This window comes from Delftia sp. UME58 (assembly GCF_014170385.1).
GTDB lineage: Bacteria > Pseudomonadota > Gammaproteobacteria > Burkholderiales > Burkholderiaceae_C > Comamonas > Comamonas acidovorans.
Genome location: NZ_LZZV01000075.1, coordinates 24,523 through 49,903, shown reverse-complemented (window position 1 = coordinate 49,903; position 25,381 = coordinate 24,523). Strand labels below are relative to the sequence as shown.

The following is a 25,381-nucleotide window of genomic DNA, read 5'->3' as shown; positions in this document are numbered from 1 at the left end:
AGACCTGTTACCGTTCGACTTGCATGTGTAAGGCATGCCGCCAGCGTTCAATCTGAGCCAGGATCAAACTCTACAGTTCGATCTTGAAATTTAAAGTCTTTCGACTAACTCATAAAAACGGAATTGAAGTGAACTTCACTTCTATTCTCATGAGCGTTTTTGGCTTCAAAGAGCCGAGTTCCAAAGAACTTGGCTGTTCGCCTCAAACGCCCACGCTTATCGGCTGTATATTTTTAAGGATCGAAGCAGAGAATTTCTTCTTTGCCTCCGACTCGCTGCGATCAGCGAAGCCTTGAATTCTAGCACAGTTTTCAGCGTCGTTGCAATCAAATTTCTTCGATCTCTTCAACACCAGCGATCTGCATCGCTTCTCTTCAGTAGAGCCTTGCATTGTAGCACGTTTTTTCAACCCGCCAACAACAAGAACCCTACCGCAGCAACCAGAGCATCAGCTCCAACCACCGGATCAGGCCGCCGAAGCAACCCTCTCATAAAAAAAGCCACCCTTGCGGGTGGCTTTTTTCTATCCTGGCGGAAACGGAGGGATTCGAACCCTCGATGAGGCTCTACACCCCATACTCCCTTAGCAGGGGAGCACCTTCGGCCACTCGGTCACGTTTCCGGAATGACGTTATTGTAACGTGCTTTTTTGCCGGTTTCGGCAAAACGATGATTTTATTCCGGCTTGTCGAGACCGAAGGCGGTGTGCAGGGCGCGCACGGCCAGCTCCAGGTACTTCTCGTCGATGACGACGGAGGTCTTGATCTCGGAGGTGGAGATCATCTGGATGTTCACGCCTTCCTGGCTCAGCGCACGGAACATGGTGGATGCCACGCCCACATGGCTGCGCATGCCGATGCCGACAATGCTGACCTTGGCGATGTTGGGGTTGCCGACGACTTCGGAGGCACCCAGGGCGGGCACGACCTTGTCACGCAGCAGTTCCATGGCGCGCTGGTAGTCGCCCTGGCTGACGGTGAAGCTGAAGTCGGTTTTACCTTCCTTGCTGATGTTCTGGATGATCACATCGACTTCGATGTTGGCGTCGGCCACCGGGCCCAGGATGCCGTAGGCGATGCCGGGGGTGTCGGGCACGCCGAGAACGGAGATCTTGGCTTCGCCGCGGTTGAATGCGATGCCGGATACGACGGCCTTTTCCATTTTTTCGTCTTCCTCAAAAGTAATCAGCGTGCCGGAGGTGGATTCTTCCTCCAGGTCGATGTCCCAGGGCGTGAAGCTGGAGAGCACGCGCATGGGCACCTTGTACTTGCCGGCAAATTCCACCGAGCGGATCTGCAGCACCTTGGAGCCGAGGCTGGCCATTTCCAGCATTTCCTCGAAGCTCACGGTGTTCAGGCGCTTGGCGGCCTGCACCACGCGCGGGTCGGTGGTGTAGACGCCGTCCACGTCGGTATAGATAAGGCACTCGGCCGCCTTCAGCGCCGCAGCCACGGCCACGGCCGAGGTGTCGGAGCCGCCACGGCCCAGCGTGGTGACATGTCCGTTGGGATCGATGCCCTGGAAGCCCGTGATGATGACCACGCGGCCAGCGTCGAGTTCGGCGCGAACGCGCTTGTCGTCGATGGACTCGATGCGTGCCTTGGTGAAGCTGCTGTCGGTGCGCACGGGAACTTGCCAGCCCGAGAAGCTGATGGCTTCCACGCCTTCGGCCTGCAGCGCAATGGCCAGCAGTGCCGACGACGCCTGCTCGCCCGTGGAGGCCAGCATGTCGAGCTCACGGTAGTACGCCGTTTTGGCCGAGCCGGGAGCCAGCTCGCTGGCCAGACCCAGCAGACGGTTGGTTTCGCCACTCATGGCGCTGGGGACGACCACCATCTGGTGACCGGCACGAGCCCACTTGGCCACGCGCTTGGCAACGTTGCGGATGCGCTCTGTCGAGCCCATCGAGGTGCCGCCGTATTTATGAACGATCAGTGCCATTGGATATCAGGGTGACGAAACTGCTTGCCACGGCGCTGTACGACAGAGGGATGCTTGTGCAAGCCAGGATGTTCGAGAGGATCGCGCATGAAGCGAAATGTCCGCCCAGACCCGTCTTGCGCAAGCCGTTTGGTTTTGGCGCGCCGCCGGTTTTCGTGCAAAGTTGGACCAAAACTCGTCAATTGTACCAATCGAGCACCGACCCCAGGCGCCGCACAAAACCCCGTCCCATCTTGAGATGGATGCGGTGGCCTCGCGTACGGCAAACGCCGATCTGCGCGAGCAGCTGATCGAGCTGCGCGGCACTGGGCGTGGTGGCATGCACGCTGCGCAGCCAGTGGCGCAGCACATTGGCCTGGCGCGCAGGGCTCAGCGCCTGCAAGGCGGTGATGCCGGGCGGGTTGCCGATGGCCGCCAGGTCGGCCTGCGCCATCTCCTGCAGGAGTTCCGCCGCCTCGGCGCAATGCCGGCTGCTGCGCGCGAACGTGGCGCGAAACTGGGGAAAGGCCTGCTGCAGCGCGGGCAGCAACTGGGCGCGGATGCGATTGCGCGTGTAGCGCGCGTCGGCATTGGTCGGGTCTTCCACCCACGCCTGGCCACGCGCTGCAAGCCAGTCACGCAGGACCTGGCCGGGCACATCAAGCAGTGGACGATGCCATTCGAGATCCGCCCTGCTCCACTGCGCCGGCATGGCGGCCAACCCGGCCACACCGGCGCCGCGAGACAGGGCCAGCAGCAGCGTCTCGACCTGGTCGTCCGCATGTTGCGCCAGCGCCATGCTGCGAACGGGCGGCAAGGGCCCTCCGCCGGCGCCCTGCCCAGGCCAGGGTTCGCGGGCGGCCTCTATCAGCGTTGCGTAGCGCAGCTGGCGTGCGGCGTCCTCAGGACTCTGGCCCGGCGCGTGGCGCGCGTCCACGCGGCGAATCTTCAAGGGAACGGCATGCTGCGCGCAGACTTTCTCGCACTGGCCGACGAAGGCGTCGGCCGCCGACTGCAGACCGTGGTGCACATGGATGGCCACGACCTGGCCCGGCCAGCGCTCGGCGCAGGCCAGCAGCAGCGCCGTGGAGTCCGCACCGCCGCTGAAGGCCACGGCCAGCGGCAGTTGCGGCGCAAAGCGATGGATGGCGGCGTCCAAAGCGGCACCCGGTGCAGCACCTGGTGCACCATCTGGCGCGGCTGCCGGCACATTGCGCGGCGGGTCGGGGATCGGAATTTCCACAGGCTTGGATCAGAGGTATCAGGACGCGGGCCAGGGCCTGGCGCAAAAGCAAACGGCTCCCAGGGGGAGCCGTCCAGTGTGCCAGAGCGTGGCGCAGGCCTTCAGCGGTTGTCGGCCTTGGTATCGGCGAAGCGGCCGTAGCTTTGCAGGCGCTCGTAACGCCGGTCCTGCAATTCCTTGGGCTTGAGGTCTGCCAGCTGGCGATAGGCATCGCCCAGCGCGCGCTTGAGGAAGGCGGCCATTTGCTTGGGGTCGCGGTGGGCGCCGCCCACGGGCTCGTTGACGATCTTGTCCACCAGGCCCAGGGCCTTGAGGCGATGCGCGGTGATGCCCATGGCATCGGCCGCGTCCTGGGCCTTTTCGCCGGTCTTCCAGAGAATGGAGGCGCAGCCTTCCGGGCTGATCACGGAGTAGACGGCGTACTGCAGCATCAACACCTGGTCGGCGACGGCAATGGCCAGGGCACCACCCGATCCACCTTCACCGATGACGGTGGTGATGATGGGGGTCTGCAGCTGGGCCATTTCGTAGATGTTGCGGCCGATGGCTTCGGACTGGCCGCGCTCTTCGGCTTCGATGCCGGGGAAGGCACCGGGCGTGTCCACGAAGGTGAAGACCGGCAGGCCGAACTTCTCGGCTGTCTTCATGAGGCGCAGGGCCTTGCGGTAGCCCTCGGGGCGCGTCATGCCGAAGTTGCGCAGCGTGCGCTCCTTGGTGTCACGGCCCTTCTGGTGGCCGATGACCATGCAGGAAATGCCATTGAAGCGCGCCAGCCCGCCCACGATGGACTGGTCGTCGGCGAAGTGCCGGTCGCCGTGCATCTCGATGAAGTCGGTGAAGCAGTCGCGCACATAGTCCAGCGTGTAGGGACGCTCGATATGGCGCGCGATCTTGGTGATCTGCCAGGGCGAGAGGTCGCTGTAGATGTCCTTGGTCAGCTGCAGGCTCTTTTTGCTGAGCTGCTCGATCTCTTCCGAGATATCGACTGCGCTTTCGGTCTGCACGTAGCGCAGTTCCTCGATTTTGGATTCGAGCTCGGCGATGGGCTGCTCAAAATCCAGAAAGTTCTTTTTCGCCAACTTGTTTCTCCTTGTCCCAGCCAGGCACGGTGCATGCGTTCCGGCCGGAAAACGGGGGTTGATCGGGTGTGATCGGTTTGTCTTCAGGCTGCAGGCTGCGTCTCGAGCGAGCGCCAAATATACCAAGTCGCCACGGTGCACCACGGCTTCCAGGCCTCGGCAACCTCACGCGCCTCGCTGCGGCTGACGGGGTCGCCCGAAAAATAGTTCTGGCTGATGCCCGAGATCAGGCCTGCATCGTCCAGCGGCAGCACATTGGGCCGCTGCAGGTAGAAGATGAGGAACATCTCGGCCGTCCACCGGCCCACGCCGCGAATGGACATGAGCTCGGCCACGATGGCCTCGTCGCTCATGCCCTGCCAGTCGTCCTGGTGCAGCCGGTGTTCGGTGAAATGCATGGCCAGGTCCACAAGATAGTCCACCTTGCGGGCAGACAGGCCCACGGCACGCATGTCATCCACCTTGAGCTTGAGCACCAGGTCGGGCGCCATCCGGGCGGGCAGGCGCGCGAACTTGTTCCACAGCGTCTGCGCGGCCTTCATCGAGATCTGCTGGCCCACGATGGAGCGCGCCAGCGTGGCAAAGGCATCGCCACCGGGCTGCAGGGCCAGGTGGGCAAAGCGAGGGATGAGGCGCTTCATCACGCGATCGCGCCGCACCAACTGGCGGCAGGCCTCGGCCCAATAGGCCGGCGCGCCCTCGGGCGGCGCAGGCAGGGATATCTTGGCCTTGGGAGCGGGGGCAGCGGCAGCCGCAGAACCAGCGCGCGCGCCCAGCGTCACCACCGGCAGCGGGGCCGGTTGCTGTTCGGGCACGGGCAGATCGGCCACCAGCGGCAACTGCTCGAAATCCATGGTGTCCAGGGGTTTGGCGGAGGCCATCAAAGCACCTCCCCGCACCTGGCGCGGCTCATCTGGCAAGGCATACGGATCAGCCCTTTGCGGCTGCCTCCCAGGTCGTGCCTGCGGGGGAGTCCTTGAGCACGATGCCCTGCTCCAGCAGGGCCTTGCGGATGCGGTCGGCCTCGGCCCAGTCCTTGGCCGCCTTGGCAGCTGCGCGTGCGGCAATCTGCGCCTCGATGGCGGCGGCATCCACGTCTGCCGCTCCTGCCTGCAGGAAGGCCTGGGGGTCGCCCTGCAGCAACCCCAGGCAGCCGGCCAGGGCCTTGAGCAGGCCCGCCGTCTCGGCGCTCTTGCTGCGATTGACTTCTGCAGCCAGCTCGAACAGCACGGCCACGGCCTCGGGCGTGCCGAAGTCCTCGTCCATGGCGGCCTTGAAGCGTGCGGCAGCGGGATGATTCCAGTCGATGGCGACCTCGGCAGGGGCCACCAGGCTCAGCGCCGTGTACAGGCGCTTGAGCGCGCCGCGCGCATCGTTCAGATGCACGTCGCTGTAGTTCAGCGGGCTGCGGTAGTGGCTGCGCACGACGAAGAAGCGCACGGTCTCGGCGTCGTACTCCTTGAGCACGTCGCGGATGGTGAAGAAGTTGCCCAGCGACTTGGACATCTTCTCGTTGTCCACGTTGATGAAGCCGTTGTGCATCCAGACCTGCGAGAACGGCTTGCCGGTCGCGCCTTCGCTCTGGGCAATCTCGTTTTCGTGGTGCGGGAACTGCAGGTCGGCACCACCGCCGTGGATGTCGAAACTCTCGCCCAGCATCTCGCAGCCCATGGCCGAGCACTCGATGTGCCAGCCGGGACGGCCCACGCCCCAGGGGCTGGCCCATTTGACCTCTTCCGGCTCGGCGGGCTTGGCGCTCTTCCACAGCACGAAGTCCAGCGGGTCCTGCTTGCCATCCTGCACGGCCACGCGCTCGCCGGCCTGCAATTCGTCCAGCGACTTGCCCGACAGCTTGCCGTAGCCGGGGAACTTGCGCACGGCAAAGTTCACGTCGCCATCCGTGCCCTGATAGGCCAGGCCCTTGTCCTGCAGGCGGCCGATCATGGAAAGCATCTGCGGCACGTATTCGGTGGCACGCGGCTCGTGCGTGGGGCGCTCGATGCCCAGGGCGTCGGCGTCCTGGTGCAGGGCGTCGATCATGCGGTCGGTCAGCGAGCGGATGGTCTCGCCGTTCTCCACGGCGCGCCGGATGATCTTGTCATCGATGTCGGTGATGTTGCGCACATAGGTCACGCGATTGCCACTGGCACGCAGCCAGCGCTGCACCACATCGAAAGCGACCATGGAGCGTGCGTGTCCCAGGTGACACAGGTCGTACACGGTCATGCCGCACACATACATGCGCACATGGCCCGGTTCGATTGGCGAAAACGCTTCCAATGCACGCGACAGCGTGTTGTAGATACGCAAACTCATGGATGTTTATCAGGGGAGAAAGGGTCGCTGCAGGGGGCGCGTCCCACGCGCCGCCGGACCCTTGGCGCCGACGCAGGCATGCTCAGCAGGGAGCAGGAGCGGCAGGCGCAGAGCCCGTGTGACCCAGCACACCCCTCAGCTACAATTGACCGCAGTATAAGCCCGCGCCGCGGGGCATTCCCCCGAGGCCCCGAAAGCACCTACATGCCTCTACGCAACTCGTTTCGCTCCGCCCTGCGCCTCGCGGCACTGGCGGCCCTGCTCGCAACAGGCCACGCCCACGCCGACGACTATACGGAAGTGAATCAGTTGCTGCGCAACGGCAAGAGCACCCAGGCGCTGGCACGCGCCGATGCCTATCTGGCCAAGAACGCACGCGACCCGCAGATGCGCTTTCTCAAGGCGGTTGCACTGACCGACAGCGGCAAGACAGACGAGGCCATCGCCGCGCTGAACCAGCTCATCGAGGACTACCCCGAGCTGCCCGAGCCCTACAACAATCTGGCGGTCATCTATGCCGGCCAGAACCAGCTCGACAAGGCACGTTCCGCGCTCGAATCCGCCGTGCGCAACAACCCCAACTACGGCGTCGCCTACGAGAACCTGGGCGACATCCATGCCCGCCTGGCCTACGAGGCCTACTCCAAGGCGCAAGGCCTGGATGGCCGCGCGGCCAGCGTACGCCCCAAGCTCAAGCTGCTGCGCGACCTGCTGGCGCCCGTCACCGCCGCCAAGTAGGCATCCCGTCCCACGCGCGCAGCCCTTGCGCCAACGCGCGTGCGACGGTCGATCGGGTCTCGCCATGCCTGGCGCGCACCCGCAGGAACCTGCCCGGTTTTCCCCACTCCATCCCCCAGCCCTTTGGCTTTCACAGGAGATTCGCATGACCACACGCCGCATCGCGTCGCTTTCCCTGGCCAGCATGGCCCTGGCCGCCTCCCTTTTCACCGCCCTGCCCGCCATGGCGCAGAACGCCACGCCCAAGGTGCAGATCAAGACCAGCATGGGCGACATCGTGCTGGAGCTGAACGAAGCCAAGGCCCCCAAGACCGTGGCCAACTTCATGCAGTACGTGCGCGACAAGCACTATGACGGCACGGTGTTCCACCGCGTGATGGACGGCTTCATGATCCAGGGCGGCGGCATGGATGCCAGCCTCAAGGAAAAGCCCACGCGCGCGCCCATTCCGCTGGAAGCGGACAACGGCCTCAAGAATGACCGGGGAACCATCGCCATGGCGCGCACGGGCAACCCCAACTCGGCCACCTCGCAGTTCTTCATCAACGTGGTGAACAACGACATGCTCAATGCGCCCAAGCCTGACGGACACGGCTACGCCGTCTTCGGCCGCGTGGTCCAGGGCATGGAGGTGGTGGACAAAATCCGCACGGTGGCCACGGGCAACCAGGGCATGCACCAGAATGTACCCACCAAGCCGGTGACCATCCTCTCGGCCACCGAGGTCAAGTAAACCGCGCGCCGCGCCCAGCGTGGCACGCCCTTCCCCTTCACCCAACAAGGAACCGCCATGAGCAATCCCCAAGTCGAACTCCACATCGCCGACCACGGCGTCATCACCATCGAACTCGACGCCGCCAAGGCCCCCAAGAGCGCGGAGAACTTCCTGGCCTATGTGAACAAGGGCCACTACAACAACACCATCTTCCATCGCATCATCGATGGCTTCATGATCCAGGGCGGCGGCTTCGAGCCCGGCATGAAGCAAAAGGAGACGGACGCTCCCATCGAGAACGAGGCCAAGAACGGCCTGAAGAACGACAAGTACACCCTGGCCATGGCCCGTACCGGCGACCCGCACTCGGCCACCGCCCAGTTCTTCATCAACGTGGCCGACAACGGCTTCCTGAACCACACCTCGCCCAGCGCCCAGGGCTGGGGCTATGCCGTGTTCGGCAAGGTGGTCAAGGGCACCGAGATCGTGGACAAGCTGCGTGGCGTGAAGACCGGCCGCAACGGCGGCCACCAGGACGTGCCCAAGGATGACGTGATCATCGAAAAGGCCGTGGCCCTGTAATCAGGCGCCCTTCCAGCCCTTCCAACAAGGCGGCTGCCCCCTTGGCGTGCAGCCGCCCTGTTGTCCATGCACATGGCCCCGGCCGTACCCGGCCGTGTCCATGGACAACAGTCCCTTCAGAGCCTTCCACAGCCTTCATGCAGCGCCCTTGACGGGCGCACCCTCCCATGGCCCAGACCGCCGCACCTCGCTCTCCTTGCGTGCCGCCCATCGCGGCCGAATGGACACTGCCCGCGGCCTGGCGCACGCTGGACTTCATCTCCGACCTGCACCTGCAGGCCTGCGAGCCCGCCACCGTGCAGGCCTTTCGCCATTACCTGCACGCCACGCAGGCCGATGCCGTCTTTCTGCTCGGCGACCTGTTCGAAGTCTGGGTGGGCGACGACGCCTTGCTGGAGCCCGGCAGTTTCGAGGCCGAATGCGCCGCCACCCTGCGCGAGGCAGCCGCGCGCAGGCCGCTGTTCTTCATGCAGGGCAACCGCGACTTCCTGACCGGAGCGCAGTTCGATGCGCTGTGCGGCACGACCACGCTGGCCGACCCCACGGTGCTCGAGTGCGGCAACCAGCGCATCCTGCTCAGCCATGGCGACGCACTGTGCCTGGACGATGCGGACTACCAGCGCTTTCGCGTCATGGCGCGCTCCGCCGCGTGGCAGGCGGCCTTTCTGGCCCAGCCGCTGCCGCTGCGCCGCGAGCAGGCACGCGGCATCCGGCAAGAAAGCGAATCGCGCAAACGTGAATCGGCCGGACCGGATGGAGCGGCCCCATCCGCCAGCCACACCGCCGCCATGCCCACCTATGCCGATCTCGATGCCGAGGCCACGCGCAGCTGGCTGCGGGCCGCACGCGCCGCCACCCTGGTCCACGGCCACACGCACCGCCCGGCCGAACATGAACTGGGCGATGGCATGCGGCGTGTGGTGCTCAGCGACTGGGATTTGGCAGCCCCCGTGCCGCGCGCCGAAGTGCTGCGCTGGGAGCACGGCCAGGGCCTGCGGCGCCTGCCGCTGTCCGAAGTACTTGAACAGGCGCCCCGGCGATGAGCCTCTGGCGACAACTGGGCCACTGGGTCCGGCGGCTGGGCCGCCGCGCACGCTCCGCCATCTCGCCGGTGCCCGAGATTCCCGCGCCGCTGTGGCTGTCCACGCTGGCCGCCTACCCCTTTCTTTCCTCGCTGACGCTGGAGGAGCAATCCAAGCTGCGCGCACTGGCCGCCGTCTTCCTGCAGCGCAAGCGCTTCCACGGCGCGCACGGCCTGGAAGTCAGCGATGCCATGGCGCTTGAAATTGCCGCCCAGGCCTGCCTGCCCCTGCTGCACTGGGGCGAGCCGCAGGGCGCGCTGTCCTGGTATGACGACTTTGTCGGCATCGTGGTGCACCCGGGCGATGCCGTGGCGCGGCGCCAGAGCTTGGACGAGGCCGGTGTCATCCACGACTACGACGAAGTGATCATGGGCGAGGCCATGCATGGCGGCCCCGTCATGCTGAGCTGGCAGGCCATTGGCGCAGGGCGCGGCTCCCACGCCAGCCACCACGGCCACGGCGGCCAGCCCGCCAATGTGGTGATCCATGAATTCGCCCACAAGATCGACATGCGCAACGGCGGTGCCGACGGTTGCCCGCCCCTGCCGCCGGGCTTCATGGGCAGCAGCTCCGCGCGCCAGACGCGCGAGATATGGCAGGCCGCCTGGGCTCCGGCCTATGACGCATTCCGCGAGCAGGTGACCATTGCCGAACGCTTTGGCGGCGAATGGCCCTGGCTGGATGGCTATGGCGCCACGGCACCCGCCGAATTCTTCGCCGTGGCCTGCGAGGCCTTCTTCGTGGACCGCGCACGCTTTGCCCAGGAATTTCCCACGCTGGAGCCGCTGCTGGCAGCGTTGTTCAAGCCGGCCTCCAGCCAGCGCTAGCCGGCACAGACTTCCTTCAGCGCCTGGGCGAACAGGCGCTGCTCCTCGTACTGCCCGCCCGCCTTGCGCTCGAACAGGGTGATGGGCGGCAAGGTCCAGCCAAAGCGGTGGCGCACGATGCCCACGCCTGCGATGCGCACCAGTTCCTCGGCAATGTCGGCCGGCACGATGGACACGGCCCGCTCATTGGCCGCCACCAGCTCGCCGATCACCTTGGCCGAGAGCGTTTCCACAAACGGCGGCGGCGGCTCCACGCCCGCGCGCAGGAAAAAGTCGGTGATCTGCTCGCGCATGGGTGTACGGCGCTGACCCAGTACCCAGTCAAGCCCCGTGAGTTCGGCCCATTGCAAAGGCCGGCGCCCCAGCCGCGTGGCCAGACTGCGGTGGGCGATCAGGCGCGGCTCCTGCTCATAAAGCACGCTGTGGCGTATGCCGGTCATGTCCAGCACGGCCGAGGCGCGGCCAATCACGCAATCCAGCTCATGCACGCGCAGCTTGTGCAGCAGGCGGTCGCTGGTGTCCTCGTGCAGCGTGACCGTGATGCGCCGGCCCTGCGGCCGCGTCCTGCCAATGGCATCGGCCAGCATGCGTGCGGGCAGGAAGGGGATCACACCGACCTGCAGATGCGCCGCACGCTGCTGGCCCACGGCCTCGATGTCCTTTGCCCAATGGTCCAGATCCGCCAGCATGCCCCGGGCCCGCGCCAGCACCAGCGTGCCCAGTTCCGTAGGTTCCATGCCGCGTCCCGAGCGCACGAACAGCGGCGCGCCGAACAACGATTCCAGTTCGGCCAACGCCTGGGTCACGGCGGGCTGGCTGGTGGCCATGCGCTCGGCCACGCGGGTCAGCGTGCCCTGCTCGCTGATGGCGCGCAGCAGCAGCAGATGCTTCATCTTCAGGCGCGTGGCCATGCGGTGCGACAGCTGGGCTGCGGTCGATGCGATCACGGTTTCGGGCTGGGCTTCGGGCATGGCGTCGGGCACGGTGCGTCATAAGAAAAACCATATTGAACAATAAAAACAAATGAATTTCTGCTTATGTATCCACGCCAGAATTCCTGCGTCTTCCACACCAAAAAGGAAAGGGCAAGGCAGACCATGGATGGCATGTTCTTCATCATCGCGCTGGGCGCGGCGGCGGCAGGATTCGTGCAGGGCCTGTCGGGCTTTGCCTTCGGCATGGTGGCCATGTCGTTCTGGGCCTGGGTGCTGGAGCCGCGCGATGCGGCCGTGCTCACCGTCTTCGGCTCCCTGCTGGGCCAGGTGCTGTCGGCCATCACCGTGCGGCGCGGCTTTGCGCTGGCACAGCTGCTGCCGTTCATCCTGGGCGGTCTTGCCGGCATTCCGCTGGGCGTCCTGCTGCTGCCGCACCTGGACATGGCATGGTTCAAGGCCCTGCTGGGTGGCATGCTCGTGCTGTGGTGCCCGGTGATGCTGCTGTCGGCCCGCCTGCCCCGGTTGGCGCGCGGCGGGCGGCTGGCAGACGGCGCCGTGGGCCTGGCGGGCGGCGTGATGGGCGGACTGGGCGGCTTCACGGGCACGCTGCCCACGCTGTGGTGCACGCTGCGCGGCTACCCCAAGGATGAGCAGCGCTCCGTCATCCAGAACTTCAACCTGTCCATGCTGGCCGTGACCATGGCCACCTACCTGGGCACCGGCATGGTCACGCGCAGCATGCTGCCGCTGTTCGCCATCGTGGCGCCGGCCATGCTCATTCCATCGCTGCTGGGCTCCAGGCTGTATATCGGCATCAGCGAGGCACGGTTCCGGCAGGTCGTGCTCGGCCTGCTGTGCCTGTCGGGCGTGGCGCTGATGGCCTCCTCGGTGCCGGTGCTGCTGCAGCGCGCGGGCTAAGCGCGCATCCCCTCAGACCACCGGCGCCCTGACCGTTTCCGGCACGGAAAGCAAATGGCCCAGTTGCCGAAAGTCCGCGACGACCGTCTCGGCGCCTGCGCTCTTCAACTGCTCGGCCTTGGTGCCTGCGGCAACGCCCACAAACTGCAGTCGCAGGTTTGTCGCGGTGCGCAGGTCCCACAGCCCGTCGCCGAAGGACACGACCGATGTGATCTGCGCTGCATCACAGCCGTCGCTGGCGGCCGCGATGGCTGCGCTGACGATCTCCTCGCGCGTGCTGAATTCGCTGGCCGTCACCAGCAGCCGCTCGGAGCAGGCAATACCCGCCGCCGCCAGCTTGGCCCGCGCCAGATGCCGGTAGGAGCCCGTGGCAAACGCAAACCGTATCTGACCAGCCTCGGACAGCCTGGCCATGAAGTCTGCGGCGCCCGCAATCTCCTGCACCTGGCCCGGAATCCGCCTCCATTCCTGCATCAGGGCGCCGACAAAGCGGGCCTCATCCCCGCTGGTTGCATCCCGGCCGTGGGCGCGCGCAAACGCTTCGCGGAAGATGCCTGAATCCGTGTGGTGGCGGTAGCCGCCCCAGTTCTCGTCCACCTCCAGCATGCCGATGGTGCGAAAGGCTGCGCTGAAGCAGCTCTGGTGCGCGGCAACGCTGTCCGTGAGGGTTCCGTCTATGTCGAAGATGTAGATGTGCATGAAAGGGAAAAGTCCTGAACGGTGGGCACTGCGAACGCTGACATGCAGCCCGGGGCGCCTTGAAGACCAAGCGCAGCCGGTCGACTTTGCAGCCCCTGTGCGCGCCACGCTATGTTTCATCATATATTGCGAACTGCACCAGCCCACCCATGAGAGGCCTTCCGATGTTGACGCCCCCCTTCAAACTCAGCGCAGGCGGCATGGCCGCCCTGGGCGCCGCCGTGTCGGCCGGCGCCTTGCAGGCCGGGGACGGCACCTGCTGCGGGCATGACCATGGCAAGGACGACGCTGCAGGCGCGGCGCCCGCCCAGACGCGCACGCGGCTGTACCAGCTGGACACGCATCTGCACTGTTCGGTGATCGGCACCTGCCTGAGCCCGGCCGAGCTGCGCAAGCTGATGGGCAGGCACATGGATATCAAGGGCAGGACCGACCTGGAACTGCACCACCAGGCCGTGGGCCTTGCGCATGAGAACGGCGATCTGTCCAAGGCCATCCACAAGGCGCTGGAACAGCGCCATGCCGCCGTGATCAAGGGCTTTGCCGCCGCCCAGGACGAGGCCGCGCTCGAAGCGGCCTGGAAGCAGGCCTGGCAGCAGGGCGAGATTCCGGGCGCCTACTGGGCACTGCTCACGCACAAGTGCGCGAGCTTTGCGCTGCGCCAGATGGCCTTCGGTGAGGTGCACATGCTGTCGCACCTGATGGGATCGGCCAACCGGCATGAACTCAAGCGCTTCGTGGCTCTGGAAAAGGAAAACCTGCAACTGCAGGACAAGCTGGAACGCGAACGCCAGCGCCACCACCAAACCCAGCTCGAACGTGATGCGCTGGCCGGCCAGTTGCGCCAGCAATCCCTGGACTTCGAGGCTCGCCTGTCACAGCTCAGGACAGGGGCAGCCCCTGAAGGCGAGGCCCGCCCCACCGATGCCGGCGCCCTGGTCGGCATGCATACCGAACGGCGCGAGCGTGCAGAACGCGCTGCCGAACAGGCCTGGGCCGAGGCCGGCCGCCTGCAGCAGATGGCCGAACAATTGCAGCAGCGCGTGCAGTGTCTGGCCGAGGAACTGGCCGCCGCCGAGAAGGAACTGCAGCGCGCGGCCAGCCAGCCCCAGGCCCCCGATGCCACGCAGCAGCAGGCGCTGCAGGGCCGCAAGCTGCTCTACGTGGGCGGGCGCCCCAGCTCCACGCCCGCCATACGCGACCATGTACAGCGCCACGGCGGCGAGTTCGTGCACCACGATGGCGGACTGGAGACGCGCAAGGGCCTGCTGGCCGCGCAGTTGCCCCGTGTCGATCTGGTGGTCTTTCCCGTGGACTGCGTGGACCATGATTCCGTGGTCAACCTCAAGCGCCTCAGCGAGCGGCACGGCGTGCCCTTCATGGCATTGCGCACCGCCAGCCTGGCGAGCTTTGCGGCCACGGTCGCGCGGGAGCTGGCTCCACCCGAACCCGACAGGGCATCACACTTTTGCCTGCGGCATGGCTGACGGGGCCGGGCGGCGCACGCTACCATCCGTTCTTCCCACACCTCAGGAGTCCAGCATGAAGATCAGCGCGCGCAATGTGCTTTCGGGCACGGTCGTTTCCATCGTCCGGGGTCCGGTCAGCACGGAAGTGACGCTGGAGATCGCCCCCGGCATCCAGATCACCTCGAGCATCACCAGCAATTCGGCCGATGCGCTGGGCCTGAAGGAAGGCGCCAAGGCCTATGGCGTGATCAAGGCCTCGTCCGTGATGATTGGCGTGGACGACTGAGCAAGCGCTCCCCCAAAAAAAGGACGGGGCAGGAATTACTCCCTGCCCCGTCCCCGGATTCCCGCCGCATGGCGGGAATTTCTTTCTGGCGACTACGCCTGCTGCGCTTCAATACCGCGCATCGGCCGGCTTCTTGTCCTTGGGCCAGTCCTTGTGCTTGTTGGCAAAATCCGGGCGCGGCTGATGGCTGAAGTACTCGGCCACGTCCACGGCCTCCTGGTCGCTGAGGCCGCCCTGGCCCAGCGGGAAGTTGCCATGGAAGGCGATGGGCATGTTGCGCTTGACGAAGGCCGCTGCCGTGTAGGTGCGCGCCATGCCTGCGCCGATGTTGAAGGACTCGTCACCCCACAGCGGCGGATAGACCCACTGTCCCTTGGCATTCTTCACGCCCTCGCCCTCGCCGCCATGGCAGACCGCGCACTGGGCCGCATAGACCTTCTTGCCGTTGTCCACGTTGGGCACGATGGACTGGCTGATCTTGCCCACGCCCCGGCCTTCGACCTTGTCCTCGGGCTTGGTTTCGCGGCGCATCCAGTCGAAGTAGGCCACCATGGCCTTGATCTCGTCGGACTCCAGCGGCAGCGGCTTGCCGTTCATGGAGCGCAGGAAGCAGCCATTGATGCGATCCTCCAGCGTGATGACGCGGCCCGCGCGCGGCGCATAGCCGGGGAAGAAGGCCGAGACACCGATGTAGGGCGAACCATCGGCCACCGTGCCCGCGTTCAGGTGGCAGCTGGCGCAGTTCAGCGCATTGCCCACATTCTTGGGCAACAGGTCACGCGTCTCAATGTTCAGGCGGGCGCCGTAGACCAGTTGCCTGGCATTGGATTCGTCCAGCATGGCGGCCAGGCGCGGCGTCTCGAAGGGGCGTGCGCTTTCGCCCTTGGCATCGAGCTGCTTGCGCATGGATTGCACCTCCTTGGCATGGATCTCGCGCGCATCGGCACGGCCCCAGCTCTTGCGGGCGAAGTTGAGGATGTCGGCGATCTCCGCGTCCTTGAGCTGGGCGAAGGCCGGCATGGTCAGCGGCCGCGCATGGCTTTGCGTGACGGGCGACTTCCAGCCCGCCAGCATCAGATGGATCAGCGTGGACGGGTCCTGCGACTGCAGCGAGAAATTGCCGGCAAGCGGCGGGAACACGTCCTTCACGCCACCGCCATCGGCACGGTGGCAGTCGGCGCAGAACTGCAGATAGCCCAGGCCGCCCCGGCTGGCGTAGAGGTCGGCAGGCACGTCGGAAGACACTGCCGACGTGGCGGACGGCGCATGCCCGGAGGCCTGCGGCGCCGGATGCGGGGCGATGACCGGCCCCGGCCCCTGGGCCACCTGCATGGGCAGATCGTTCTTGCCTGCGGGCAGCGACTTCAGATAGGCGCCAATGGCCAGCAGGTCCGCATCGCTCATGTACTGCGTGCTGTGCTGCACCACGTCGACCATGTTGCCGGAGACCGTGCCGTGGCTGTTGCGCCCGGTCTTGAGCAACTGGGCGGTTTCCTCGGGTGTCCACAGATTGCGCAGGCTCAGCGCGCGCCAGTTCTCCACGGTCTCGCCGGCCAGGAAATACTCGCCCTTGCTGCCCTCGCCGGTCATGGTCTTTTCCTGGAAGCCCACGCCGCGCGGCGTATGGCAGGCGCCGCAGTGGCCCAGGCCCTGCACCAGGTAGGCACCCCGGTTCCACTGGGCAGTTTGCTGCGGTTGGGGCTGGAAGGGCGTGTCATCCAGAAACACCCAGTTCCACAGCGCCAGGCCCCAGCGCTGGTTGAAGGGAAAGCCCAGGTCGGACTCCTTGTTGGCCGCCTTCACGGGCGCCACGCCCTGCAGCAGATAGGCGTACAGGGCCTGCATGTCCTCGGCCGTCATCTTGGCGTAGGAGGGATAGGGCATGGCCGGATACAGGTTGCGGCCATCGGCTGCCACGCCCTTGCGCATGGCGCGATCGAACTGCTCGAAGCTGTATTTGCCCATGCCCGTATCGGCGTCGGGCGAGATATTTGTGGAATAGATCTTGCCGAATGGCGTCTCCAGCGCCAGCCCACCACCCATGGGCTGGGATTTATTGCCGGTGTGGCAGGCAACGCAATCACCCAGGCGTGCGATATATCGGCCACGATCGACCAGGGTTCTTTGCTCCGCCGTCAGGTCCGCTGCGTAATCGGCGGGCAGGTCATCAATGATTTGCGGCATTTGCGCATGGTCCACTGCGGGCGCCGACGCCGAAATGGCCAGTTGCCAGGCGGCGGCCGACAGCGCGGCCACGCATAGCAGGCCTTGCTTGAGCGAGAGTTTCATCGTCTTCGATCCACTGAAATGAATTATTATTGAAAGAGGCAAAAACGGATATTGACGAGATATTCAACCCAACGCCTGCAGCCATTGCAGCAAATGATCATCTCTTTGCGCAATATCTTCTTATATATACGAATTCTAGTGGTATCCACTTATTTTTTCCATGCAAGCCGACGAAAACGATAAGCCAATAGCGCATTTAACGCGGGCTTAATCAATGCAGGGAAAAAGCGCGCGCAGCCTTCTCGGGTGCGCACGAAAAAGCGGCCCGCAAGGGGCCGCTGATTTCACCGTCGGTGTATCCGTCAGTGTATCGGGTGGCGGCTCGCCCGCCGGGCTCAGGCCGCCTGGCTGCAGCGGCGCGCCGCCTGCGCCACGCTGTGCGCATCCACGCCAAAGTGGCCGCGCAACGCGGCACGCGTGTCACTTCGGCCAAAGCCGTCCGTGCCCAGGGTGAGGAATCGCCTGCCTGCGGGCAGGAAGGCGCGCACGGTCTCGGGCACGGCGCGCACATAGTCGGTGGCGGCAATCACCGGGCCCTGCGTGCCGTCCAGCAGTTGGGCGATCCAGGGCTGGCCAGGTGCCTCGCCCGCCAGCATGCGCTGCTCGCAGGCCACGCCATCGCGCGCCAGTTCGCTCCAGCTGGTCACGCTGACCACGGTAGCGGCCATGCCCTCGCTGGCCAATTGCTCGGCGGCCTTGAGCACTTCGGTGAGGATGGCACCCGATCCCAGCAAGGTGACATGCTGCGTGGCACGGCCCGCATCGCCAAAGCGGCCGAACACATAGCCGCCGCGCAGCACGCCTTCGGCCGCGCCCGGTGGCAGGTCGGGCTGGGCGTAGTTCTCGTTCATCAGGGTGATGTAGTAGAAAACGTCGCGCTGCTCGACCAGCATCTCGCGCATGCCGGCGTCCAGGATCACGGCCAGTTCGCCCGCATGCGCGGGGTCCCAGGCCTTGCAGTTGGGAATGGTGGCCGCCACCAGATGGCTGGAGCCGTCCTGGTGCTGCAGGCCTTCTCCGCCCAGCGTGGTGCGGCCCGAGGTGGCGCCCAGCAAAAAGCCGCGCGCCCGCTGGTCGGCCGCCGCCCAGATGGCGTCGCCCACGCGCTGGAAGCCGAACATGGAGTAGTAGATGTAGAACGGCAGCATGGCCAGGCCGTGCACGCTGTAGCTGGTGGCCGCGGCCGTCCAGCTGGCGATGGCGCCGGCCTCGCTGATGCCCTCCTCCAGGATCTGGCCGTCCAGCGCCTCGCGGTAGGACAGCACCGAGCCGATGTCCTCGGGCGCGTAGCGCTGCCCCAGGCTGCTGTAGATGCCCACCTGCTTGAACAGGTTGGCCATGCCGAAGGTGCGCGCCTCGTCGGCCACGATGGGCACGATGCGCGGACCCAGCTGCTCGTCCTTGAGCAGGCCGCCCAGCATGCGCACGAAGGCCATGGTGGTGCTCATCTCCTTGCCGGCAGGCGCCAGCGCGAACTGCGCGTACTGGTCCAGCGCTGGAACGGGCACGCGGTCGCACACCGTTTCACGGCGCGGCAGTGCGCCGCCCAGGGCCGTGCGGCGATCGCGCAGGTACTGCATCTCGGCGCTGTCATCGGCAGGTTTATGGAAGGCCAGGCCCTTGGCCTGCTCGTCACTGAGCGGCAGGTTGAAGCGGTTGCGGAACTCGATCAGGTCGGACTCGTCCAGCTTCTTCTGGCTGTGCGTGGTCATCTTGCCCTGCCCGGCCGATCCCATGCCGTAGCCCTTCTTGGTATGGGCAAGGATCACCGTGGGCTGGCCGCGATGGGCGGCAGCCGCTGCATAGGCCGCATGGATCTTCACCAGGTCATGGCCGCCGCGCTTCAAGCGGTCGATCTGCTCGTCCGTCAGACCCTGGGCCAGGGCGGCAAGCTCGGGGTTCTGTCCAAAGAAATGCTCGCGGTTGTAGCGTCCGTCCTTGGCAGCGAAGGTCTGCATCTGCCCGTCCACCGTGCCGCCCAGCGTGCGTGCCAGGGTGCCGGTGAGGTCACGCGCGAACAACCCGTCCCAGTCGCTGCCCCACAGCAGCTTGACCACGTTCCAGCCCGCGCCCGCGAACAGCCGCTCCAGTTCATCGACGATGCGGCCGTTGCCGCGCACCGGGCCGTCCAGCCGCTGCAGATTGCAGTTGACCACCCAGACCAGGTTGTCCAGCCCCTCGCGCGCGGCCAGCGTGAGGGCGCTCATGCTTTCGGGCTCGTCCATCTCGCCGTCGCCGAACACGCCCCAGACCTTGCGCTGCTGGCAGTCCAGCAGGCGGCGGTGCGTGAGATAGCGCATGAAGCGCGCGTGGTAGATGCTGCTGATGGGGCCAATGCCCATGGAGCCCGTCGGGAACTGCCAGAAATCGGGCATCAGCCAGGGATGGGGATAGCTGGACAGGCCCTGCGCGCCTGCAGCCGGCGCGCTGATCTCCTGGCGGTAGTGCTGCAGGTCCTGCTCGGTCAGCCGCCCTTCCAGAAAGGCTCGCGCATACACGCCGGGCGCGCTGTGCGGCTGGAAAAACACCAGGTCGCCCCGGTGCTGGCCCGGCGCAAGTCCCTCCCGCGCATGGAAGAAATGGTTGAACCCGGTCTCGAACAGGTCGGCCGCGCTGGCATAGCTGGCGATATGGCCGCCCAGCTCGCCATAGGCCTGGTTGGCGCGCACCACCATGGCCAGCGCGTTCCAGCGCATGATGGACGCCAGCCGCTCCTCGATGGCCAGGTCGCCCGGAAACACCGGCTGCTGCTGCGCCGCCACGCTGTTCACATAGGGCGTGTTCAGGTCGGGCTGCCAGCCCAGGCGCTGCTCGCGCGCCATGCGCGCCAGCTCTTCGAGCACGAAGCGCGCGCGCTGCGGGCCTTCGGCGGCGACCAGGGCCGCGAAGGCCTCCCGCCATTCGGTGGTTTCCTGGGGATCGGTATCGATATCGGCCAGCGCGGCCAGCGGCGTGGGTGCGTTCATGACCGCCACTTTAGGACTGGCAGGCCGGCATGAGCAGCCGTTCATGGATAAGGAAAACGCCATATTCCAGCATTTCATGCCGGTATCTACATAAAATCCGGCACATGAAACTGGACACCATCGACTTGCGCATTCTGGCCGAGCTACAAACGGACGGCTCGCTGTCCAACGTGGAGCTGGCGCGGCGCGTGCACCTGTCGCCCTCGCCCTGCCTGGCGCGCGTCAAGGCGCTGGAGAAGGCCGGCGTGATCGCGCGCTATGTGGCGCTGGCCAATGCGTCGGCGCTGGGGCTGGGGCTGAACGTGTTCATCAACATCAGCCTCAGGTCGCAGGCCAAGGAATCGCTGGCCGACTTCGAGCGCCGCATTGCCGAACACGACGAAGTCATGGAGTGCTACCTGATGAGCGGCGACGCAGACTACCTCATCCGCGTGGCGCTGGCCGACATAGGCGCACTGGAGCGCTTCATCGTGGAGCAGCTCACGCCCATTCCCGGCATAGAGAAGATCCGCTCCAGCTTCACGCTCAAGCAGGTGCGCTACAAGACCGCCCTGCCACTGCCTGCGGCGGGATGATTCCGGGCCCGCCTCAGCCCGCAGGCCTGGCCATCTCGCCGGTGGCGATGCGGCGGCGCAGCTCGCCCAGCACGGCCTTGAGGCGGCGCTCGTTGTCCAGGCCCATGCGCACCAGCATCTTCTGGCCGCTGGACAGGGCCTGCAGCTCGGGGTCGGCGTATTCGTAGCGCACCCAGGGCTGGACGGAGGGCACCTCGCCCTCCACCTTGGTCAGCCGTACCTGCACCGGGCCCGCGGGCTCGGGCGCGGCGCGCAGGTGGTCTATGACGGCAATGAGGCGATCGTTGAAATAGCGGCTGGGATAGCCCAGGTCTTCATAGGCGGTCTGGAACAGGGGGTACAGCCGGGCATAGAGCTTGACGGCCCCGTCCATGGGAATGGACTCGGCAAAGGTCACGAACGCCTTGTAGCGTGCGGCGTTGGCGGGGACGATGGCCTGCGCCTCACCCGCCTCTGCCGCGCCCTCCACCGTGAAACGCTGAGGCGCCGGGTGCACGGGCCAAAGCCGTGCAGGGGCCTGTGAGCGGGTCAGGTTGTCCACGGTGGCCACGGCGCGGCGCACAAAGCCGTCCATCTGCAGAAAGCTGCCTGCCTTGTCACGGCCCAGCAGGCCATTCAGGGCCTGGGTGACATGGGCGTCGGAGTCCTGCAGCGCAGGCAGGCCAGGCGCGGGGGGCTCCAGCGTATCGACAGGGTTCTGGGGCTCGGTCAGCTCGGGCGCGGGGACGGGTTCAGGTTCGGAGGGCTGGGTGGACTGGGCGGGCGCCTGCGCCACTTCCGACGGCGCCTCGGGCACGGCGGCGGGACGCCACCAGTACCACCAGGCCGCGCCCCCCAGGGCGGCAGCCGCCAGCACCGCTGCGGCGATGCCGAAAGCCGATGGGCCGGAGGATCTGGCGCGGGGGCGGAAGTCTTGGAGGTCGCGTTCTGGCATGGATGGGTCCTTTGGCTTGGGCAGGGGGCTGGCAGCACAGCTGCCGCAGGACGTGCGACAGGAAAGCGCAACCAGGGTTCCCCGGCTTTCCTGACACCGGCCCCTGTCTTGCGTTTATAAGCCGCCCGGCTGCCTGCACAGGCCATCGAGCCCACCAGGCAACAAGGCGTTACCCGGCTTACGCGGCCAGCCTGCGCACAAGAAGGGGGTAGTGCAGCCGGCTCAGCCCTGCGTGCCCAGATCCTGGAGCCAGGCCATGGCGGCCTGCAGCTCGTCGGGGCGGATCTCATGCATGCTCGGGTATTCGTGATAGCTCAGTTGCAGCGGCAGGCGCTGCACGTGGCTGCGAATGGCGTGGGCGCTGGTCAGCGGAATGACGTTGTCGTAGGTGCCATGGCTGACCCAGAGCGATTTGCCGTCAAAGGCCGCGTCAGGGGCCTGGTGCGGCAAGGCCTCTGGCAGCAGGCGGCTGTGCCAGCACATGGCGGCGCGCAGCAGCGCGGGCTGGGTCAGCAGCAGGCTGAGCGCCATGATGCCGCCCTGGCTGAAGCCGCCCGCCACGGTTCGCTGGGCAGGGATGTCCAGCCGCGCGCCAGCCTGCTGCACGGTCTGGGCCACCAGGGCGCGGCTATGCTCTTCCTGCGATGCGTGGATGTGGCGCGTGCCGTTGGCATCCACCGTGAACTGGAACCAGGCATGGGCGCCGGGCCCCATGGAAAACGGAGCGCGCAGGCTGAGCACGTGGAACTGCGGCGGCACGAACGATGCGAGGCCGAACAGGTCCTGCTCATTGCTGCCAACGCCATGCATGAGCACCAGCAGCCAGGGCTGTTGCCCGGGTGCGGGTTGTGCGGGGCGCTCCAGCGCCACCAGGGGCAGGTCGATCATCACGGACTCCTTGGCTTTTTAAGCGATTTCCGGGACCGGGGTGGTCCCGGGCAACGCGCCATTGTGGCGCCTCGCCAAGTCCGTGGCGGCAGGAGGTTATGCCGCCTGCGCGTCCTCGAAGGCCATCGCATCCATGGCCAGGATGGAGTACATGACTTCGCGGCTCAGATACCGGGGCCGCGCCGTGGCGCCAGCCGCACCCAGGGCGAAGTACAGCGGCATGAAGTGCTCTTCGCTGGGGTGGGCGCGCCGGGCCGAGGGAGCGCGTGAGCGATAGTCCAGCAGCGCGGGCAGGTCCTGCGCCTGCAGGCGCGATTCGATCCAGCGGCTGAAGTCCTGCACGTAGGGCGAAGAGGCGCTGGAGCCGCCGACGGCATGGTCGTCCTGCAGGCCATCCTGGCTGCGCAGGGCCTGCACGGCGTCGTCCACCCGCACCGTGGCCTCGCCCGTGCCGCCCCGGAATTCGCCCAGATTGTGCGTCATGCTGCCGGAGCCGACGATGAGCACGCCCTCATCGCGCAGCCCCGCCAGGGCCGCGCCCAGCGCATGGGTTTCGGCCGGCCCGGCCGAGGCGGGAAGGGACAGCTGGACCACGGGCAGGTCGGCATCGGGCAGCAAGTGCATCAGCGGCACCCAGGCGCCATGGTCGAAGGGCCGCTGCGCGTTGGCACTGGCGGCAATGCCTGCGGCCTGCAGGCGCTCCATGACTTCCCGTGCCAGTTGCGGGGCGCCGGTGGCCGGGTACTGCAGTTCGTAGAGCGCGGGCGGAAAGCCGCCAAAGTCGTGCCAGGTGGAGGGCCTGGCCCCGGTCATGACTTCCACGCCGCGCGACATCCAGTGCGGCGACATGACGACCACGCCGCGCAGCGGGCCGTGGGCCTGGCGCAGCGCCCTGCCCCATTGCGCGAGCACGGGGCCGGTTTCACCCGGCTCCAGCGCGAACATGGGCGAGCCGTGGGAGACATAGAGCACGGGCAGCCGGGCATCGGCAGCGGAGGAAACCCGGGAAGAGTGGGGAGCGTGGGAGTCTTGCATTCCCCTAATGTAGGGACGCCCGGGCGCCGCGCCAAGCCGCCAGCGGCAGCACACATTGTTGCGCTGGCCGGGTCAATCCGGATCAATCGTCGCGCGGGCGCCCGCGCAGGGCCTTGGTGGCGCCGTGCCGGCTCTTGCTTTCCAGGCGGCGCCGCTGTGATCCCAGCGTGGGCCGGGTGGCACGGCGCAGGATGGGCTCGGGATAGGCCGCGGCCACCAGCACGTTGAGCCGCTGCAGCGCGGCGCGCAGGTTCTGCTCCTGCGTGCGGTGTTGCTGTGCCTTGATGACGACTACGCCCTCGTTGGTGATGCGGCCGTCGCGCAGGGCCAGCAGGCGCTGCTGCACGGCCTCGGGCAGGCGCGAGGCACGCACGTCAAAGCGCAGGTGCACGGCGCTGGAGACCTTGTTCACGTTCTGGCCGCCCGCGCCCTGAGCGCGCATGGCGGTCCACTGCACCTCGTGCAGCTCGATGGGCCGCATGCGCTCAGGCATCCAGCGCGGCGGTCAATGCCGCCACAAAGGCATCGGGCCGCTCATGCATGACCCAGTGGCCCGCGCCAGCCACCAGGGCCAGGCCCCGGAAGTCGCGCGCATGGCGTGCAAAAGCCTGCGCCAGCTCCTGCATCATCGGGCCCGGGTAGAGCGCGTCGTGCTCGCCATAGATGGCCCATACGGGGCCGTCCACGGCCTGCAGGGCACGCGCCAGCACGTCGGTGTGCGAGAGGCGGCGGCGCGCAAGGCGGTCACGCTCCACGTTCAGCACATGCAGGGCCAGGGTGTCTTCGTCGATGAGGCCGGCGTCATGCAGCATCAGCGCCTGCAGGTTGTAGCGGTGGGCCACGGCCTGCGCCTCGGGCGTGGCCAGGTGGCGCCAGCCCTTGAGCCGCACGGCCAGGCCCTTGCCCACGCCCATGCCGGGCGCCCCGGCCAGCACCAGGCGCCGGGCCAGCGTGCCATCGGCGGCGGCCAGCATGCCGGCCGTCATGCCGCCAAAAGAGAATCCGACCAGATCACACAGCGGGGCGGCGGTCGCGCGGCCATCGGCCAGCAGCTGCCGCAGGCCCTGGCGCAGCGGCTCGACCAGGGTGTCGGCATCCTGGCCGCCCGGCACCCCATCGGAATCGCCAAAGCCTGGCAGGTCAGGTATCCACAGCTGGCGCCCCTGGGCCAGCAGCGCGTCCATGCAGCGCAGCCAGTGGGTCCAGCTGCCGCTGCCGCCGTGCAGCATGACGATGGGCAGCGCGCCCGTACGGGGCTCGCCCCAGACATGCCAGACCATGCGGCCGTCTTCGGGCTGCGCCGCGGAAAGCGGCGTGGTCAGGCGCCGCGCCCGGGCGCGCAGGCGCTCTATGGCGGCAGGCGTGTTCACCACTGGGCGACAGCGTCAATGGCCAGGCCATAGCCGGCCACGCCAAAGCCGCACATCACGGCGCGCGCGGCGGCCGACAGGTAGGAGTGGTGGCGGAAGCTCTCGCGCGCATGCACATTGCTGATGTGCAGCTCCACCAGCGGCACGCCCGTGCCCTTGACGGCATCCAGCAGGGCCACGCTGGTGTGGGTGTAGGCGGCGGCGTTGAAGATCAGGCCGGCCAGGCGGCCTTCGGCGTGCATGCGGCCGGCTTCGTGTATCCAGTCCACCAGTTCGCCTTCGTGGTTGCTCTGGCGGAACTCCAGCCCCAGCCCGTAGCGCGCGCAGGCGGCTTCGCACAGCGCACGCACATCGGCCAGGGTCTGGGATCCATAGATGGCGGGTTCACGCAGGCCCAGCAGGTTCAGGTTCGGGCCATTGAGGACATAGACGGTTTTCACGGCGGGGACACTCCAGGTTTCCAACGGGCTGGATTATGCGGGCCATCCCCGGCCCGGCCACAGCGCAGGCACCAC

The 25,381-nt window shown here is 66.6% G+C and carries 24 protein-coding genes, 1 tRNA gene and 1 rRNA gene; 9 read left to right on the top strand and 17 right to left on the bottom strand.

Annotated elements, in window-relative coordinates; translation table 11 throughout:
- From A9976_RS19425 to cysS, 7 genes are all read right to left on the bottom strand, one after another.
- Window positions 1-79 (bottom strand): 16S ribosomal RNA (locus A9976_RS19425); the annotation flags it as partial.
- Between the two features lie 450 nt (window positions 80-529).
- Window positions 530-622, bottom strand: a tRNA-Ser gene (locus A9976_RS19420).
- 53 nt (window positions 623-675) lie between these two features.
- Window positions 676-1,941 carry an aspartate kinase gene (locus A9976_RS19415; protein ID WP_183020362.1) on the bottom strand — a complete coding sequence of 422 codons (1,266 nt, stop codon included), beginning with the start codon at window positions 1,939-1,941 and terminating at the stop codon, window positions 676-678.
- Between the two features lie 178 nt (window positions 1,942-2,119).
- On the bottom strand, window positions 2,120-3,079 hold the full coding sequence (gene tilS, locus A9976_RS19410) for a tRNA lysidine(34) synthetase TilS (RefSeq protein WP_220808756.1): 960 nt from the start codon (window positions 3,077-3,079) through the stop codon (window positions 2,120-2,122).
- 185 nt (window positions 3,080-3,264) lie between these two features.
- Window positions 3,265-4,242, bottom strand: coding sequence for an acetyl-CoA carboxylase carboxyltransferase subunit alpha (locus A9976_RS19405; RefSeq protein WP_183020361.1), 978 nt, complete (start codon window positions 4,240-4,242; stop codon window positions 3,265-3,267).
- Between the two features lie 83 nt (window positions 4,243-4,325).
- Complete coding sequence (locus A9976_RS19400; RefSeq protein WP_183020360.1) at window positions 4,326-5,123, bottom strand: DNA-3-methyladenine glycosylase; 798 nt, start codon at window positions 5,121-5,123, stop codon at window positions 4,326-4,328.
- A 49-nt stretch (window positions 5,124-5,172) separates the two neighbouring features.
- Window positions 5,173-6,558 (bottom strand): cysteine--tRNA ligase, encoded by a 1,386-nt coding sequence (cysS, locus tag A9976_RS19395; protein WP_183020359.1) that lies wholly within the window; start codon window positions 6,556-6,558, stop codon window positions 5,173-5,175.
- 204 nt (window positions 6,559-6,762) lie between these two features.
- Between cysS and A9976_RS19390 the strand changes: the two genes are divergently transcribed.
- The 5 genes from A9976_RS19390 (at window position 6,763) to A9976_RS19370 (ending at window position 10,502) form a co-directional block, all read left to right on the top strand.
- Window positions 6,763-7,296, top strand: coding sequence for a tetratricopeptide repeat protein (locus tag A9976_RS19390; protein WP_013803374.1), 534 nt, complete (start codon window positions 6,763-6,765; stop codon window positions 7,294-7,296).
- A 145-nt stretch (window positions 7,297-7,441) separates the two neighbouring features.
- On the top strand, window positions 7,442-8,029 hold the full coding sequence (locus A9976_RS19385) for a peptidylprolyl isomerase (RefSeq protein WP_183020358.1): 588 nt from the start codon (window positions 7,442-7,444) through the stop codon (window positions 8,027-8,029).
- Window positions 8,030-8,086: 57 nt separating this feature from the next.
- Window positions 8,087-8,593: a peptidylprolyl isomerase gene (locus A9976_RS19380; protein WP_013803376.1), complete on the top strand. Its 507-nt coding sequence runs from the start codon at window positions 8,087-8,089 to the stop codon at window positions 8,591-8,593.
- 167 nt (window positions 8,594-8,760) lie between these two features.
- The gene (locus A9976_RS19375; RefSeq protein ID WP_183020357.1) at window positions 8,761-9,636 is read left to right on the top strand and encodes a UDP-2,3-diacylglucosamine diphosphatase; all 876 of its coding nucleotides are present in this window, start codon (window positions 8,761-8,763) and stop codon (window positions 9,634-9,636) included.
- A complete protein-coding gene (locus A9976_RS19370) occupies window positions 9,633-10,502 on the top strand; it encodes a zinc-dependent peptidase (protein WP_183020356.1) in 870 nt (289 codons plus the stop codon). Before A9976_RS19375 ends, A9976_RS19370 begins: the two co-directional genes overlap by 4 nt.
- Here the strand turns inward: A9976_RS19370 and A9976_RS19365 are convergent.
- Window positions 10,499-11,473 (bottom strand): LysR substrate-binding domain-containing protein, encoded by a 975-nt coding sequence (locus A9976_RS19365; RefSeq protein WP_183020355.1) that lies wholly within the window; start codon window positions 11,471-11,473, stop codon window positions 10,499-10,501. The two genes, A9976_RS19370 and A9976_RS19365, sit on opposite strands and share 4 nt — an antisense overlap.
- A gap of 126 nt (window positions 11,474-11,599) precedes the next feature.
- On the opposite strand from A9976_RS19365, the gene A9976_RS19360 reads away from it, so the two are divergent.
- The gene (locus tag A9976_RS19360; protein WP_259649249.1) at window positions 11,600-12,355 is read left to right on the top strand and encodes a sulfite exporter TauE/SafE family protein; all 756 of its coding nucleotides are present in this window, start codon (window positions 11,600-11,602) and stop codon (window positions 12,353-12,355) included.
- A 12-nt stretch (window positions 12,356-12,367) separates the two neighbouring features.
- Here the strand turns inward: A9976_RS19360 and A9976_RS19355 are convergent, their stop codons facing one another.
- Window positions 12,368-13,054, bottom strand: coding sequence for an HAD family hydrolase (locus A9976_RS19355; RefSeq protein WP_183020353.1), 687 nt, complete (start codon window positions 13,052-13,054; stop codon window positions 12,368-12,370).
- 164 nt (window positions 13,055-13,218) lie between these two features.
- Here A9976_RS19355 and A9976_RS19350 point away from each other — a divergent pair, with 164 nt between their 5' ends.
- Both A9976_RS19350 and A9976_RS19345 read left to right on the top strand, forming a co-directional pair.
- Window positions 13,219-14,541, top strand: a complete 1,323-nt coding sequence (locus tag A9976_RS19350) for a DUF2325 domain-containing protein (protein WP_183020352.1) — start codon at window positions 13,219-13,221, stop codon at window positions 14,539-14,541.
- A 55-nt stretch (window positions 14,542-14,596) separates the two neighbouring features.
- Window positions 14,597-14,809: a molybdopterin-binding protein gene (locus A9976_RS19345; RefSeq protein ID WP_043823788.1), complete on the top strand. Its 213-nt coding sequence runs from the start codon at window positions 14,597-14,599 to the stop codon at window positions 14,807-14,809.
- Between the two features lie 108 nt (window positions 14,810-14,917).
- On the opposite strand, the gene A9976_RS19340 is transcribed toward A9976_RS19345, so the two are convergent.
- Window positions 14,918-17,098, bottom strand: a complete 2,181-nt coding sequence (locus A9976_RS19340; RefSeq protein WP_183020351.1) for a c-type cytochrome — start codon at window positions 17,096-17,098, stop codon at window positions 14,918-14,920.
- 335 nt (window positions 17,099-17,433) lie between these two features.
- Window positions 17,434-20,064 carry an alpha-ketoglutarate dehydrogenase gene (gene mdeB, locus A9976_RS19335; RefSeq protein WP_183020350.1) on the bottom strand — a complete coding sequence of 877 codons (2,631 nt, stop codon included), beginning with the start codon at window positions 20,062-20,064 and terminating at the stop codon, window positions 17,434-17,436.
- Window positions 20,065-20,168: 104 nt separating this feature from the next.
- On the opposite strand from mdeB, the gene A9976_RS19330 reads away from it, so the two are divergent.
- A complete protein-coding gene (locus A9976_RS19330; protein WP_183020349.1) occupies window positions 20,169-20,639 on the top strand; it encodes an Lrp/AsnC family transcriptional regulator in 471 nt (156 codons plus the stop codon).
- Between the two features lie 13 nt (window positions 20,640-20,652).
- Here A9976_RS19330 and A9976_RS19325 read toward each other — a convergent pair whose 3' ends face one another.
- From A9976_RS19325 to aroQ, 6 genes are all read right to left on the bottom strand, one after another.
- Window positions 20,653-21,573, bottom strand: a complete 921-nt coding sequence (locus tag A9976_RS19325) for a DUF3014 domain-containing protein (RefSeq protein ID WP_183020348.1) — start codon at window positions 21,571-21,573, stop codon at window positions 20,653-20,655.
- A gap of 222 nt (window positions 21,574-21,795) precedes the next feature.
- Entirely contained in the window at window positions 21,796-22,461 is a 666-nt protein-coding gene (locus A9976_RS19320; protein ID WP_183020347.1) for an alpha/beta hydrolase, read from the bottom strand.
- A gap of 96 nt (window positions 22,462-22,557) precedes the next feature.
- Window positions 22,558-23,496: a class III extradiol ring-cleavage dioxygenase gene (locus A9976_RS19315; RefSeq protein WP_183020346.1), complete on the bottom strand. Its 939-nt coding sequence runs from the start codon at window positions 23,494-23,496 to the stop codon at window positions 22,558-22,560.
- Window positions 23,497-23,578: 82 nt separating this feature from the next.
- On the bottom strand, window positions 23,579-23,989 hold the full coding sequence (arfB, locus tag A9976_RS19310; RefSeq protein ID WP_017405644.1) for an alternative ribosome rescue aminoacyl-tRNA hydrolase ArfB: 411 nt from the start codon (window positions 23,987-23,989) through the stop codon (window positions 23,579-23,581).
- Window positions 23,982-24,866, bottom strand: a complete 885-nt coding sequence (locus A9976_RS19305; protein ID WP_183020363.1) for an alpha/beta fold hydrolase — start codon at window positions 24,864-24,866, stop codon at window positions 23,982-23,984. The genes arfB and A9976_RS19305 overlap by 8 nt, the downstream gene beginning before the upstream one ends.
- Entirely contained in the window at window positions 24,863-25,306 is a 444-nt protein-coding gene (gene aroQ, locus A9976_RS19300; protein WP_183020345.1) for a type II 3-dehydroquinate dehydratase, read from the bottom strand. The genes A9976_RS19305 and aroQ overlap by 4 nt, the downstream gene beginning before the upstream one ends.
- Window positions 25,307-25,381: the final 75 nt, after the last annotated feature.

Excerpts from the sequence above, each read along its gene's own strand:
- A9976_RS19415 (WP_183020362.1), bottom strand. The coding sequence starts at position 1,941 with ATGGCACTGATCGTTCATAAATACGGCGGCACCTCGATGGGCTCGACA.
- A9976_RS19400 (WP_183020360.1), bottom strand. The coding sequence starts at position 5,123 with ATGGCCTCCGCCAAACCCCTGGACACCATGGATTTCGAGCAGTTGCCG.
- cysS (WP_183020359.1), bottom strand. The coding sequence starts at position 6,558 with ATGAGTTTGCGTATCTACAACACGCTGTCGCGTGCATTGGAAGCGTTT.
- A9976_RS19390 (WP_013803374.1), top strand. The coding sequence starts at position 6,763 with ATGCCTCTACGCAACTCGTTTCGCTCCGCCCTGCGCCTCGCGGCACTG.
- A9976_RS19385 (WP_183020358.1), top strand. The coding sequence starts at position 7,442 with ATGACCACACGCCGCATCGCGTCGCTTTCCCTGGCCAGCATGGCCCTG.
- A9976_RS19380 (WP_013803376.1), top strand. The coding sequence starts at position 8,087 with ATGAGCAATCCCCAAGTCGAACTCCACATCGCCGACCACGGCGTCATC.
- A9976_RS19375 (WP_183020357.1), top strand. The coding sequence starts at position 8,761 with ATGGCCCAGACCGCCGCACCTCGCTCTCCTTGCGTGCCGCCCATCGCG.
- A9976_RS19370 (WP_183020356.1), top strand. The coding sequence starts at position 9,633 with ATGAGCCTCTGGCGACAACTGGGCCACTGGGTCCGGCGGCTGGGCCGC.
- A9976_RS19365 (WP_183020355.1), bottom strand. The coding sequence starts at position 11,473 with ATGCCCGAAGCCCAGCCCGAAACCGTGATCGCATCGACCGCAGCCCAG.
- A9976_RS19360 (WP_259649249.1), top strand. The coding sequence starts at position 11,600 with ATGGATGGCATGTTCTTCATCATCGCGCTGGGCGCGGCGGCGGCAGGA.
- A9976_RS19355 (WP_183020353.1), bottom strand. The coding sequence starts at position 13,054 with ATGCACATCTACATCTTCGACATAGACGGAACCCTCACGGACAGCGTT.
- A9976_RS19350 (WP_183020352.1), top strand. The coding sequence starts at position 13,219 with ATGTTGACGCCCCCCTTCAAACTCAGCGCAGGCGGCATGGCCGCCCTG.
- A9976_RS19345 (WP_043823788.1), top strand. The coding sequence starts at position 14,597 with ATGAAGATCAGCGCGCGCAATGTGCTTTCGGGCACGGTCGTTTCCATC.
- A9976_RS19340 (WP_183020351.1), bottom strand. The coding sequence starts at position 17,098 with ATGAAACTCTCGCTCAAGCAAGGCCTGCTATGCGTGGCCGCGCTGTCG.
- mdeB (WP_183020350.1), bottom strand. The coding sequence starts at position 20,064 with ATGAACGCACCCACGCCGCTGGCCGCGCTGGCCGATATCGATACCGAT.
- A9976_RS19330 (WP_183020349.1), top strand. The coding sequence starts at position 20,169 with ATGAAACTGGACACCATCGACTTGCGCATTCTGGCCGAGCTACAAACG.
- A9976_RS19325 (WP_183020348.1), bottom strand. The coding sequence starts at position 21,573 with ATGCCAGAACGCGACCTCCAAGACTTCCGCCCCCGCGCCAGATCCTCC.
- A9976_RS19320 (WP_183020347.1), bottom strand. The coding sequence starts at position 22,461 with ATGATCGACCTGCCCCTGGTGGCGCTGGAGCGCCCCGCACAACCCGCA.
- A9976_RS19315 (WP_183020346.1), bottom strand. The coding sequence starts at position 23,496 with ATGCAAGACTCCCACGCTCCCCACTCTTCCCGGGTTTCCTCCGCTGCC.
- arfB (WP_017405644.1), bottom strand. The coding sequence starts at position 23,989 with ATGCCTGAGCGCATGCGGCCCATCGAGCTGCACGAGGTGCAGTGGACC.